The sequence below is a fragment of the Chitinibacter sp. FCG-7 genome, from assembly GCF_040047665.1.
Lineage (GTDB): Bacteria > Pseudomonadota > Gammaproteobacteria > Burkholderiales > Chitinibacteraceae > Chitinibacter > Chitinibacter mangrovi.
The window spans coordinates 2,344,430-2,358,234 of record NZ_CP157355.1; the positions used below are offsets into that span (position 1 = coordinate 2,344,430).

Consider the following 13,805-nt stretch of genomic DNA (forward strand, 5'->3'; position numbering starts at 1 on the left):
TCTGATTTATGAAAAGATTATGCTTCTGCTCTTAATAAATCAACAGGATTTATCTATATAAATACCCTTATTAAACAGTTATATATCCGATAGAGAAGCGCTGCGTTGCCGTGCTGGTCAGCGTTCTTGTGCCTTAAAACTGGCGAATGCCGATGGCATTGTGTGGGCTGATTTTCCCTTTGTTGTGGGGTAGAGTATATGGGGTATAGCTATGAAGTTAATACTAGATAAGCCCCGCAGGGATATACCCATGATCCATGGTTGACTGCAGGATTGCGCAAGGGGATTTCACAAAAATTTAACGGTATAAACCGTATGCATGCCAGATTCTTAATCTAAGCTGACGTTAAGATGAGGGCGGGAGATGGAAATGGACGCGCTAGGCTGGATAATTGTGTTGGGGTTTGTGGTGTATTTGCTGGCGAGCTGGTTGGCGTATCAGCGGCAGGACAGCAAGGCTGCGCCGCAGGCAGATGAATCACTGGATTTCAGTATTTATCTATATTCATCCCGGCGCGGGCAGACGCCGCGACAGGATGAGATGTAAGTCGATGTTGATTGGGTGTATCTACATCAGTAGACCTTGGCCGGTTTCTCGTCTGGGTTTTGCTGCGCCACTCAGAATTCGGGGGCAATCTGCTCGGCATAATCATACAGCGCGGCCAGAATAACCTCGGCGCGCTCGTCGCCTTCCGGCAGCGTTTCGGCCAGCCGATCAATTTCCTCGCTATACGCTTCCAGCGTCAGTGCATTGGCGGCGCCGTCAAATAGCCGTGCCGTGCGCCATTGCTCCCAGCGCTGCGCTTCTTCTTCGTTCAGCGTGTGCGGGAAATTGCGCGCCCGATAGCGGAAAAATAGCTCTTCAAGCTGGCGATCTTCAAAGTGCACGATTTCGCTCGCCAGCCGCTCGCCGTTCAGTCCGCGCAAGCGGGTTAGCGTTCGCCGGTCGGTGTTGGAAACAAAGCCGCCGTAGAGATTGGCGTCCACATCCTGCTTTTCCATCGCTTCGCGTGCAAACACCTCGCTCCAAGGCAACGCTGGTGCTGCTTGTAATTTCGCCGCGTTGGCGTTGATGGCTTCCAGATCAATATTCCAGCGTGCGATGTCATCGGCTCGCAGCACTTTCAGATTGCCAACGACAATCGGTGATTTATTGGCGTGGATGGTTTTGATCGGCAGCCGCGCTACATCGCCCAGCTCGTCCTGCTTGCTGAACATCCGGCGGCGAATCTCGGCGGCATCAAGGCCAAATAGCTCGCTCGGATCAAACGCCAGATCCCAGACGATGATTTCATTTTTATTCGTCGGATGTACGCCCAACGGCCAGACGAGGGCCAGATTGCCCCGTTCGACGCCGTACATGCCTGAGATATGAACGAGTGGCCGTGGCTGAGCGACGTTGATTTCGTCAAAAACACGCTGCTTGCTGCGCAAGCCAAGGCAGAAATCAAACAGCTTGGGCTGCGCTGTGCGGATCAGTCTGGCCAGTGCGATGGTGGCGCGCACGTCGGATAAGGCATCGTGCGCCGCTTCATGCGCGAGGCCGTTGGCTTGGGTTAGATGCTCGAGTTTAAAGCTGACGCGGCCATCTTCGTGTTGCGGCCATTGAATTCCGTCCGGGCGCAGTGCGTACATCGCACGCACGACATCAAGCAAATCCCAGCGGCCGCAGCCGTTTTGCCATTCGCGCGCGTACGGGTCGATCAGATTGCGCCAGAACATAAAACGCGTGACTTCGTCGTCAAAACGGATGGTGTTGTAGCCCACGCCAATGGTTTCGGCTTGCGCCAGCTCGCGCTCGATGGCGTCGGCAAACTGGTATTCGGCAATGCCATTTTCCAGACAGAATTGCGGCGTAATCCCGGTCAGCAGGCAGGCCTCGGGCGCTGGCAGATAATCGTTGGCAGGCTGGCAGTGCAGATTGATGGCCGGGCCGATTTCGTTCAGCTCGGCGTCGGTGCGCACACCGGCAAACTGTGCAGGGCGATCCAGCTTGGGGTTGACGCCAAAAGTTTCGTAATCGTGCCAGAGAAATGTATATGCCATGGTCTTTGGGTATGTGTCCGCAAGGCTTGCTGGTATTGGTATGTAGCAATATACCTTCGGTGTTGGTCGGCTAGGGGGTGTGAATGGCGTTTATGATAGCGCCCGCAGCGCCGGGTGGGAATGGAGAAAGACAAAACGCTGGACGAAAAAAAACGCCTTTCGGCGTTTTTATCTGGTTTCTGGTCGGGGCGGTGGGATTCGAACTCACGACCACCTGGTCCCAAACCAGGTGCGCTACCGGGCTGCGCTACGCCCCGACTAGAGGTTGCGAACTATACCGATGAGGCCAGCTTGCGTCAAGCTATGCTGACCAAATTTTTCCGGGTTTTTGTCTAAATATCTGATTTTATTTTTAATGTTTTTTCGCCTGCAGCCATCGGCAGCGCAGCAAGCTGCGATGATATTTTGCTAATGGCTTGTGAAAGCATTAATCTGGATTTTTAGCCTGACAAGCAAGAAGGTTGTGGCATGTTGTCGAAAATACTGGCGGCGATCACGCGTGCACAAGCGGGTTTTGTCGATGAACAAAACCGCTACGCTGCATTTGAAAGCCTGCTGAGCGATCTGCTGGAGCTGACCGAAAGCGAATACGGCTTTATCGGCGAGGTGCTGTTTCGCCCGGACGGGCAGCCTTATCTGCAAAGCTGCGCGATGAGCGAGATGGCATGGGCCGATTCGACCTTGCCCGCTTATGACCGGCAGGCGATGAAAGGCATGACCTTCAGCAATATGAAAACGCTGTTTGGTGCCGCCATGCTCAGCGGCCAGGTGGTGATTGCCAATGACCCCGCTAATGATCCGCGCTCCGGTGGTTTGCCGCCGGGCCATCCGCCGCTGAACTGTTTTCTAGGCGTACCGATTTTTTACGGTAGTACGATGGTGGCGCTGCTGGGCTTGGCCAATCGCCAGCAGGGCTATACGCCGGAGATGGTCGATGTGCTTGAGCCTTTGTCGACCACCATTGCCCAACTGGTGGCCAGCCAGCGCTATCAGCAGGTTCAACAGGCACAGCAAGCCCAATTGATCCGCAAGGAAGCGGCAGTGCGCTCGCTCAATGAAATTGCGTCCCTGCCCAGTGATAGTGCGCAAGTGCAGCTGCAATCGGCGCTGCGCCTGGCCAGCCAGTATCTGGACTTGCCATTTGGCATTATCAGCCGCATTCAGGGCGAGCAGTACAGCATTGTGGCGCAGACCTGTCCGGGGTCCGAGTTGCAGGACGGCATGGTTTTTCCTTTGGGCGATACCTATTGCAGCCTGGCTTTGGCCAGCAATGAGGTGCTGCATATTGACCATATGGCGCAGTCGCCGCATGCGCGCCACCCGTGTTATCAGAAATTTGGCCTGGAAAGCTATATCGGCTGCCCGGTCTGGGTGGATGGCGAACGCTATGGCACGCTGAACTTCTCGTCGCCGCAGCCGCGCGCGCAGCGTTTTGACGGCAGTGACGATGATTTTGTCCTGCTGTTGGCGCGCTGGATCGGCGTGACTTTGCAGCGCCAGGCGCGTGAAGTGGCGCTGGCTAAAAGCAGCCATTTGCTGCAGGACCTGTTTGCGCATATATCGCAAGGCTTTGTGATGCAGCGCGCCGATGGCTGCGTGATCGAGGCCAATCCGGCGGCGTGCGAGCTACTGGGCTTGAGCAAGGCGCAATTGCTCGCTCGAAAGTCGCTCGACCCGAGCCAGAATGCGATCCACGAAGATGGCCGCCCGTATCCGGTGCACACCCATCCGGCCATGCTGGCGATCAGCAGCGGGCAGACGATTCGTGATGCGGTGATGGGCGTGTTTCATCCGCAAAAGCAGGCGTATCGCTGGCTCAATATCGACGCCTATCCGCGTTGTCGCGGCAGCGAGCAGGACGACGACGTGGTGTACAGCGTCTTTAGCGATATTACCGAGCAAAAAGAAGCGCAGTTGCAGCGCGATTACGAGCGCGGTTTATTGTCCGACATTATCAATACGCAACCTGCTGGTGTATTTCGCTTTCGCGTGCAGCCCATCAATGAATGGCAGGAGCAGGACTGGTTGCATCCGGAGCGAGTGCCGATCCGGTTTGAGCTGGTCAATCAGCTGTTTTGCGAAATATTCGAAACCAGCGAGGCCGATTTTCTGGCCAACCCCGGTCTTTTGCTCACGCTGATTCATCCCGACGATCTGATGTCGTTTGCCGCCAGCAATGAAGCGGCTAATTTCAACCTGACGCCACTGCACTGGGAAGGTCGGCTTTGTCTCAATCAGCGCGAAAAATGGGTGCGTTTTGAATCGATAGCGCGCAAATTCGACAATCAGGAAGTGTGCTGGACAGGGCTGGTGCAGGATATTACCGAGCGCCGCATGCTGAACATGGCCATGCAAAGGCTGTCGCTGGTGGCTAGCCACACCAGCAATGGCGTCATCATTACCGACGCCAGCGGTGCGATTGAATGGGCCAATACAGCACTGCAGATGATGACCGGTTATAGCTTGAACGAATTGGCCGGGCAGCGTCCGGGTGCGCTCTTTCAGGGGCCGGACACCGATGCCGCCACGGTGCAATACATGGCGCAATGCCTGATGCGCAGGCAGCCGTTTGACGTTGAGCTGATTAATTATCACCGGAATGGCACGCCGTATTGGGTCAGCATCCAGTGCAACCCGATTTTTGACGGGCTTAATTTTCTGCAAGGCTTTATTGCCATCGAAAGCGACATCACGGCGAAAAAGCGCGTTGAGCTGGAGCTCAGACAGGCCAGACAGAATGCCGAAGCGGCGAGCAAAGCCAAAAGCATGTTTGTCGCCAATATGAGCCATGAAATCCGCACTCCGCTGAACGGCGTACTAGGCATGGCGCAATTGCTGCTCGATACACCGCTGAACGACGCGCAACGCAAATACATCGAAACCATTCAAGCCAGCGGTGACGCTTTGCTCAGCGTGATCAACGATATTCTGGATTTTTCCAAAATCGAGGCCGGCAAGCTTGACCTTGATCCGATCGAGTTTGATCTGCACAGCATGATCGATGATTTTGCCGACATGATGGCCATCAAGCCGCAGCAGAACGGCGTCGAATTTTTATGCCGGATCGATGAAAACGTGCCGCAGCGCGTGGTGGGCGACCCGGGCCGTATCCGGCAGATTTTGATTAATCTGACCGGCAACGCGATCAAATTTACCGAGCAGGGCGAAGTGGATGTACATATTGGCTTGCAGGAGCAGGCGGGTAAGGAGATTACGCTGCGCTTTACCGTGCGCGACACCGGCATCGGCATTGCGCCCGAGCAGCTCGCTTGCCTGTTCCAGAGTTTTAGCCAGGTCGATGCCGGGATTACCCGCCGCTTTGGCGGCTCCGGCCTCGGGTTGGCGATTTCCAAGCAGCTGGCCAATCTGATGGGCGGGCACATCGGCGTGGAAAGCCATCTGGACCAGGGCTCGGAATTCTGGTTTACCGCCCGCTTGCAGTTGGGGGAGGGGGTTTACCCGCTGGCCGTGCGCAGCGCTGATCTGAGCGGGCAGCGGGTGCTGATTGCCGAGCGGCATCGCAATAATGGCGAGCTGCTGCGCGAGCTATTGCAACGCAAGGGCATGCTCCCGGATGTGGTGGTATCCGCCGAACAGGTGCTCGATGCGCTGGCTGTTGCGCAGCAGGCTGGTCAGCCCTATGCCATGCTCTTGCTCGATTTCCAGCTGCCGGGCGAAGATAGTGAACAACTGGCGCGCCGCATCAAGGAAACGCCAGCGTTTGAGTCGCTGCCCATCGTGATGCTCACTGCGGTCGGTCAGCGTGGCGATGCAGGCCGCGCTCAGGCGGCTGGTTGCAATGGCTTTCTGAACAAGCCCATTCATCAGCGCGACTTGTACGAAATGCTGCAGCTGGTGATCAGAAACGGGCATTCCAACCAGCTGGTGACGCGCCATACCGTGCGCGAAATTCGCCAGTGCCAGCTCTCGGTCTTGCTGGCCGAGGATAACCCGATCAACCAGCTTGTCGCCGTGAAAATGCTCGAAGCCATCGGCTGCCGGGTGGATACGGCGCAGCATGGCGCAGAAGCCATCGCCAGATTGCAGCAAGCGTCCTACGATCTGGTGTTTATGGATATGCAGATGCCGGTGATGGATGGCCTGACTGCGGCCAGATTAATCCGGACGCAAAGCCGGTTTGACACCATGCCGATTATTGCGCTAACTGCCAACGCCATGCAGGCCGACCGGGATGCCTGCCTGCAGGCAGGAATGAATGATTTTCTGTCCAAACCATTGAACCAGCAGGCGCTGGAAGAAAAACTGCAGCTATGGCGCAATGGTGTGGTGATGAATTGATCTTTGGGTATGTTCTTAAAGATCACTATCTGCATGCCCTTCAAGGCAATACCTAGTTAGGTATATCAGCTGCGGTAGGCTTTCAAAAACACCACCACCGCGCTGCTGACCTGCCGTTTGATCACTTCGGCCGTGGGCTCGGCCACTGATAGCTGCATTTTGCGCACAATACCGGCGTCGCAGAGCGCAAAAAACTGCTCGGAGGCCAGTGCGGTGTCGCTCACGTTCAGCAGGCCAGTGTCATTTAAATGCGCCAGATAGCGCGCCAGATTGGCGTGTGCAATGGCCGGGCCGTTGTGCTCGATGGCTTGCCCGAGCTGAGGAAAGTGCAAGGCTTCGGCCAGCACCGTGCGAAACAGCGCCCTTTGCTGCGGATCAAGCAGGCTGATCAGCCATTGCTGGCCGATCTGCTCCAGCACCTGCTCGGGCGACGTCTCCGAAAAATGCTCAGGTAACTCATGCTGTTCGCTTTTACAGCACTCGCCCTGAATCAGCGCGACGTAGAGCATTTCCTTGTTTTCAAAGTAATTGTATAGCGTGCCTTTGGAGACCCCGGCGGCTTTGGCAATCTGCTCCATGCTGGCGGCGGCAAAGCCTTTGGCCATGAAAACGTCACGCGCCCCGTCGATAATTTGCTGACGCTTGCTTTCGCTGAGTTTGCTAGTGTTTTGCTGATCTGACATGACAGGGCTTCCAGAAATATATTCAAACGGCGTATTGACCGAACCGTTCAGTCAGTTTAGCATCTTTGCTCGTAAATCCCAATTCAGTGCCGCTGCCTGTTTCAAGATTGCTTTGATGGCTGCGGCTTAGATCGTGTGTGTCCCAATGAGGAACGCAGTTCCATGTCACTCCGTTTGATGCTCTCAGTGAGTGTGTTGGCAAGCCTGCTCAGTGCTTGCGCTGTCAATTTGCCCACCCCGACGTCTGCCCAGCTCGACCCTAAGGCTTTGCAATGGCAAGCCAGTTTGCAAAATCCCCTGCAAAGTAGCGCGCCACTGGCTGAGCGCCTCGCCGAGCAGGCGCAGTGGTGGCAAGCTTGGAATGACCCCGTTTTAATTCAATTGCAAATCGCCGCGCAGCAGGAAAACCCAACTTTGCAACTGGCGCAGGCGCGGATACGCGAAGCGCGCGCCAAGGCGTATTCGGCCAAGGCGTACTTGTGGCCTACGCTGACCGGCAGCGCAGCGGGCACGCGCAGCAAAAACGAGCTGGCTCCACCCGGCGCGATCAGCAAGGCCGGTTCGCTCGGGCTGGATGCCAGCTGGGAAATTGATTTATGGGGCGGCGTGCGCGCCGCCGAGCAAGGCTTGCTGGCCAATTTGGCCGCGCGCGAAACCGAGTGGCACGACGCCCGCGCCAGCATGGCGGCCGAAGTGGCCAATGCCTATGTCACTTACCGTGCTTATCAGACCATGGGCGCGATTGTGGCGCAGGATCTGGCCTCGCGCGATCGTAGCCTGGCACTGACACAGGATAAAGAACGCGTTGGTCTGGCCAGCCCGGTTGACGTTGCGTTGCTTGACGCCAGCAGCGCCGATGCGCAAGCGCAATTGGCCGAAATGCACGAAGGGCAGGCGCTGGCGGTCAAGGCGCTGGTGGCGTTGACCGGCCTGGAAGAGAGCGAAGTGCGTCTGCAACTTGCAGCCCTTGATCCGGCTACGCGAATCATGCCGCAAGCCGTGGGCTTTACCGTCGCCAGCCTACCTGCCGAAGTGATTGCCCAGCGCCCTGATGTTCGTGGTGCGGCCGAACAAGTCAAAATGGCCGCTGCCGATGTGGGCGTGGCCGAAGTGGCGCGCCTGCCATCGCTCAGTTTGTTTGGTGCCATCAGCATAGGCAGGCAGCAGAACGACGGGGTGACGGTATCGGGCAATAGCTGGTCTTTTGGCCCGACGATCAAGCTGCCGATTTTTAACGCCGGGCGGCTTAAAGCCGATCAGGAAGCCGCACAAGCGCGCTACGATCAGGCGCTGGCGGCGTATCAGCAGCGCGTGCGGCTGGCTGTGCGTGAAGTGGAAGAAAACATGGTACGGCTCAATAGCTCGGCCCAGCGCGTCGCCGCTACGCAGCGCGCGGTGGCAGGTTACCAAAAGCAGCTCGACTCGGGCGAGGCGATGTGGCAAGCCGGAGCGGCCAGTCTGCTTGATCTGGAAGTGTCTCGCCGTTTCCTGCTTGGCACTCAAACCCGCCTGATCAACTTGCAGCGCGAGCAATTGGCGAACTGGATTGCCTTGTATAAATCGGTGGGTGGCGAGTGGCCGCTTGATGAGACCCAATTACTTGCAAATAAATAGGGTATTGCCTTGTAGGTAATACGCTGAGCAGATTACATAAAGATACTGGAGTAGGGTAATGAATCGTTTGCTAGAACGTCTTCCCGCGCAACGTCGCATGGTGGTCAGTGTATTGGCCGCGCTGACTGTGATTGGCATGGCTGGCTACGCCGTGGCCAATGCGGATAAAAAACCGGATGCCGCCAGCCCGGCCAAGGCGGTGCTGACCGTCAAGCTGATTACGCCCAAGGTGATGGAGTGGGCGCAGAACGTGTTGGCCAATGGCAATGTCGTGGCGTGGCAGGAATCGCAAATCGGTACCGAAATTGGCGGCTTGCGACTGGTGGAAGTGAATGCGCAGATTGGTGATGTGGTGAAAAAAGGCCAGCTACTGGCGCGCTACAACGACGAAACGATTCAAGCCGAATTACTGCAAGTGAAGGCCGCGCTGGCCGAAGCCGAGGCGGCGCTCAATGAAGCGCAGGAAAACGCCAACCGCGTGCGCCAACTGGGTACGACCGGCTCATTGAGTGCCCAGCAAATTACGCAAGCGATGACGCAAGAGCGCACTGCGCAAGCGCGCGTGGCCGCCGCCAAGGCGCAGCTGGTGAGCGCGCAGGCGCGGCTGAATCAAACCCGGATTGTTTCGCCCGATGATGGCGTGATTTCCGGCCGTAGCGCGACCTTGGGCTCGGTCAGCCAGCCGGGGCAGGATTTGTTCAAACTGGTGCGCAAAGGTCGGCTGGAATGGCAGGCCGAAGTGACGGCCAGTGAAAGTGCGCGCATCAAAGTCGGGCAGAATGCGACTTTAACGGTCGCCAGTGGCAAGACGCTGAGCGGCCAGGTGCGCCAGATCGCACCAACGGTCGATACCCGCACGCGTAATCTGATCGTGTACATCGACGTTAAAAATGACGACGCAGCGCTTGGCGCGGCCAAACCGGGGATGTTTGCCAAAGGGCAGATCGCCGTTGGGCAGGCCAAAGCCATCACTTTGCCCGGTAGCGCGATTTTGCTGCGTGACGGTTTTGCCAATGTGTTTGTGATCGACGCCGCTGCCAAACAGGGTACGAGCAAAGTGAAGCAGGTACGGGTGCAGCTGGGGCGGCAGGCGCAAGGGCTGATGGAAGTGAGCGGCATTGCGGCCAATGCCCAGGTAGTGGCATCTGGCGCAGGCTTTCTGGCTGATGGCGATACCGTCCGTGTTGTGAAGTAATCAGCCAGCACACGTGTTCCCGCACCAGCGGCCCGCGTGGGTACTTTGTTTTTGTTGTTAAACCAAGGGTATTGCTCTGTAGCCCTTGATAATCAATATCGCTGTCGATATACCTGTGTTGGTATATTTGCCAAGGATGCATGATGAATTTTTCTGCGTGGTCGATTAAAAACCCGATACCGGCAATTATGCTGTTTGTCTTGCTGTCCATTGCCGGGCTGTGGTCGTTCAAAGCGATGAAGGTGCAGGACTTTCCTGACATCGAATTGCCGATGGTCACCGTCACTGCCGTCCTCGATGGGGCTGCGCCTGCCCAGCTGGAAACCGAAGTGGCGCGCAAAATCGAAAACTCGGTGTCGGCGCTGCAGGGCGTCAAGCACGTTTACAGCAATATCACCGACGGCGTCGTCGGCATGACGGTTGAATTCGAGCTGGAAAAACCGATCAATGAAGCGGTCGATGACGTGCGGGACGCGGTATCGAATGTGCGCGGCGATCTGCCCGCCGATTTGAAAGACCCGATTATTGGCAAGGTTGAATTTTCCGGCGTGCCGTTTCTGGTGTTTACCGTCGCCGATCCGCAGCTCGATGAAGAACAGCTGTCGTGGTTTGTTGATAATAAAATCACCCGGCTGGTACGTTCGGTTTCCGGCGTTGGGCAGGTGTCGCGCGTTGGCGGTGTCACGCGTGAAGTGCGTATCGAGCTTGACCCCGAGCGCATGAGCGCGTTGGGCGTGACCAGCAGCGATATTTCGCGCCAGCTGGCAATGACGCAACGCGACTCATCCGGTGGCCGTACCGATCTGGCCGGGGCCGAGCAGGCGCTGCGCACGATTGCCACGGTGCAAACGGCCGCTGAGCTCGCCAGCACTGAGCTGGCGCTGGGCGATGGCCGCCGCATCCGGCTCGATCAAGTGGCGACGATTTCCGATACCGTGGCCGAGCGGCGCACGATTGCCCAGCTTGATGGCAAGCCGGTGGTGGGGTTCGAGATCACGCGTTCACGCGGTGCCAGCGAAACCGAAGTGGCGGCGCTGATTCAGAAAGTGCTGGCACAACTCAAGGCCGAACACCCGACGCTGCAAATTACGCAGGCCTACGATATGGCCAAGCCGGTGCAGGATGAGTTTGATGGCTCAATGATGCTGCTGTACGAAGGCGCATTGCTGGCGATTGTGGTGGTGTGGTTTTTCCTGCGCGACTGGCGCGCCACGCTGGTGTCGGCCGCCGCCTTGCCCTTGTCGGTCTTGCCGACGTTTATCGGCATGCATTACATGGGCTTCACCCTCAATACCGTGACCTTGCTATCGATGGCACTGGTGGTCGGGATTCTGGTTGACGACGCGATTGTCGAGATTGAAAACATCGTGCGCCATTTGCGCATGGGCAAAACCCCGTATCAGGCGGCGATGGAAGCGGCTGATGAAATCGGTCTGGCGGTGATTGCGACCACTTTTGCACTGGTGGCGGTGTTTTTGCCGACGGCGTTTATGGGCGGCATTCCGGGTAAATTCTTTATCTCTTTTGGCTGGACTGCGGCGCTGGCGGTGATGGCCTCGCTGGTGGTCGCGCGTTTGCTCACGCCGATGATGGCGGCGTATTTGCTTAAGCCGATTCTGACGCAGGAAAAAGAAGGTCGCATTATGCAGACCTATCTGAAGTGGGCCGAATGGTGCTTGCGGCATCGTAAAACGACGGCGGCCTTGTCGATTCTGTTCTTTGTTGGCTCGCTGGCGCTGGTGCCGCTGCTGCCCACCGGCTTTGTACCGGCCGATGATCGATCACAAACGCTGGTGAATATTGAGCTGCCACCGGGCGCGACCTTGCAAGATACCTTTGCGGTCACCGAGCAGGCGCGGCATATTCTGGAAAAGCAGCCTTATATCACTCGTATTTACACGGCGATTGGCGGCGGCAAGGCCGGGAGTGATCCGTTTGCCGGTGGTTCAAGCGGGGTGAACAAGGCCAGCATCACGCTGACGCTGGCTGATCGCACCGAGCGGCCGATCAAGAAAACGCAGATTGAGAAAAATCTGCGCGAAGCGCTGGCCGTTTTACCTGGCGCGCGCGTCAAGATCGGTCTGGGGCAATCGGGTGAAAAGCTGCAGATGATTATCAAATCGGATGACCCGGAAAGCCTGGCGCTGGCGGCCAAAAATGTTGAGCAGGATTTGCGCACGCTGCAAGGCGTTGGTGCGATTACATCGAGTGCGAGTCTGGTTCGCCCTGAGGTGATTATTCGTCCCGATATGGGCAAAGCGGCCGATCTGGGCGTAACCGGTCTGGCGATTGCCAATACGATCCGTGTGGCGACGGTCGGTGATTTTGACACTGCGCTGGCCAAGCTCAATTTACCCGAGCGTCAGGTGCCTATAGTGGTGCGTTTGCCCGATACATTCCGCACCGATCTGGAGGCGATCAAGCGTTTGACTGTGCCATCGACTCAGGGCGATGTGATGCTTGGGCAGGTGGCAGATGTAGAAATCTCCAGCGGTCCTAGCCTGATCAGCCGCTACGATAGGGCGCGTAATGTGATTTTTGACGTCGAACTCAATGGCCGTACCTTGGGTGAGGTCAGTGCCGAGTTGGATGAATTACCTGCACTCAAAAATCTGCCTGCAGGCGTAACGCGCGCCGAGTTTGGCGATGCCGAAGAGATGAAAAAGCTGTTTGCGAGTTTTGGTTTGGCGATGCTGACCGGTGTGCTGTGCATTTATATGGTGCTGGTGCTGCTGTTCCGCGACTTTATGCAGCCGGTGACGATTCTGGCGGCGTTGCCGTTGTCGATTGGCGGTGCCTTTGTTGCGCTCTTGATTGCCAATAGCGCGTTTGCGATGCCGTCCTTGATTGGCCTGATTATGTTGATGGGGATTGCGACCAAAAACTCGATCTTGCTGGTGGAGTACGCGATTGTCGCAAGGCGCGAAGGGAAAAACCGCTTTGATGCGCTGATGGACGCGTGCCATAAACGGGCGCGGCCGATTGTGATGACGACGATTGCAATGGGCGCGGGTATGTTGCCAATTGCACTGGGCTGGGGGGCGGATTCGAGTTTTCGTTCGCCAATGGCGATTGCGGTGATCGGCGGCTTGATTACCTCAACTTTCCTTAGCTTGCTGGTGATTCCGGTGGTGTTTACCTTTGTCGATGATTTCGTGCAATGGTGGGCGCGAAAACGCAAGAAGGCACAAGTGGCCTAAACAAAAAGGGCTTTGCGATGGCAAAGCCCTTTTTACTTTTATACGTTTAGAAATTTACGCTTTGAGATAACGTTCAAATACAAAGCCAAAATCCTTGACGATGTATTTCTGCTGCGCAGCGGAGAGCCAGCTAAACGCGGTTTGATTCAGCTCTTTAAACGCTTCCACCACCGGCGTGCCGCCGACCTGACCGCGACCCAGTGTGGTGGCGGCAAGCTCAAGGCTGGCTTTGGCGTTCTCATGCATCAGCTCGTTCTCGTGCATGATTTCGGCGATGCGCAGCAGCGATTTGTACAGGTCTTTCAATTCTTCCAGGTGCTTTTTATGCACGTCGATAGAGAATTCCTTATGGCCGAAAGTGAATTTGATCTCGATATCCATATCCACCGTGCCAGCGGTTTCCAGATGGACATTGGTGATCGGGTTTGAATGGTAGCTATAGCGATAGAGCATGCGCTTTTTGCTCATCGCGCTGGTGCCGTCCAGATGAATCAGCGCTTTATTGGTAAAGCAGTATTCGTCGGTTTTGGACTTGATCAGAAAGAAAATCTTCTCGCTGTCTTCGTGAAACACATAATCATCAGCGTCGACCTTGTCGTAGTCTTCCACTTTGACGACCGAGCCAATATCGCTCAATCCCAGTGCATCTGCGGCTAATTTACCAAACATGGCGGCTTCCTTTTTTTGAGTGAAGAGACCTGACCAGTCTAGTCAAAAATCGGGCTGTAGTGGATTTTTTGCTGACCTTGCTATTTGGTGCAAATCGCG

Annotated in this window: 8 protein-coding genes and 1 tRNA gene; 5 read left to right on the plus strand and 4 right to left on the minus strand. The window is 56.4% G+C overall.

Translation table 11 applies throughout. The features are described 5' to 3' along the window. The first annotated feature begins 370 nt into the window (after positions 1-370). Positions 371-547, plus strand: coding sequence for a hypothetical protein (locus tag ABHF33_RS11085; protein WP_348944030.1), 177 nt, complete (start codon positions 371-373; stop codon positions 545-547). Positions 548-618: 71 nt separating this feature from the next. Here the strand turns inward: ABHF33_RS11085 and sbcB are convergent, their stop codons facing one another. Both sbcB and ABHF33_RS11095 read right to left on the minus strand, forming a co-directional pair. Further along, positions 619-2,046, minus strand: coding sequence for an exodeoxyribonuclease I (gene sbcB, locus ABHF33_RS11090; RefSeq protein WP_348944031.1), 1,428 nt, complete (start codon positions 2,044-2,046; stop codon positions 619-621). 180 nt (positions 2,047-2,226) lie between these two features. Next, a tRNA-Pro gene (locus ABHF33_RS11095) sits at positions 2,227-2,303 on the minus strand. A 211-nt stretch (positions 2,304-2,514) separates the two neighbouring features. Here ABHF33_RS11095 and ABHF33_RS11100 point away from each other — a divergent pair. Beyond that, entirely contained in the window at positions 2,515-6,345 is a 3,831-nt protein-coding gene (locus tag ABHF33_RS11100; protein ID WP_348944032.1) for a response regulator, read from the plus strand. 65 nt (positions 6,346-6,410) lie between these two features. On the opposite strand, the gene ABHF33_RS11105 is transcribed toward ABHF33_RS11100, so the two are convergent. Beyond that, the gene (locus ABHF33_RS11105; protein ID WP_348944033.1) at positions 6,411-7,028 is read right to left on the minus strand and encodes a TetR/AcrR family transcriptional regulator; all 618 of its coding nucleotides are present in this window, start codon (positions 7,026-7,028) and stop codon (positions 6,411-6,413) included. Between the two features lie 162 nt (positions 7,029-7,190). Here ABHF33_RS11105 and ABHF33_RS11110 point away from each other — a divergent pair, with 162 nt between their 5' ends. From ABHF33_RS11110 to ABHF33_RS11120, 3 genes are all read left to right on the plus strand, one after another. Further along, positions 7,191-8,642 carry an efflux transporter outer membrane subunit gene (locus ABHF33_RS11110; protein ID WP_348944034.1) on the plus strand — a complete coding sequence of 484 codons (1,452 nt, stop codon included), beginning with the start codon at positions 7,191-7,193 and terminating at the stop codon, positions 8,640-8,642. Between the two features lie 58 nt (positions 8,643-8,700). Beyond that, a complete protein-coding gene (locus tag ABHF33_RS11115; RefSeq protein WP_348944035.1) occupies positions 8,701-9,837 on the plus strand; it encodes an efflux RND transporter periplasmic adaptor subunit in 1,137 nt (378 codons plus the stop codon). Positions 9,838-9,977: 140 nt separating this feature from the next. Continuing rightward, entirely contained in the window at positions 9,978-13,037 is a 3,060-nt protein-coding gene (locus ABHF33_RS11120) for an efflux RND transporter permease subunit (RefSeq protein WP_348944036.1), read from the plus strand. A gap of 54 nt (positions 13,038-13,091) precedes the next feature. Here the strand turns inward: ABHF33_RS11120 and ABHF33_RS11125 are convergent, their stop codons facing one another. Next, positions 13,092-13,706 (minus strand): PH domain-containing protein, encoded by a 615-nt coding sequence (locus tag ABHF33_RS11125; protein WP_348944037.1) that lies wholly within the window; start codon positions 13,704-13,706, stop codon positions 13,092-13,094. Between the last annotated feature and the right edge of the window lie 99 nt (positions 13,707-13,805).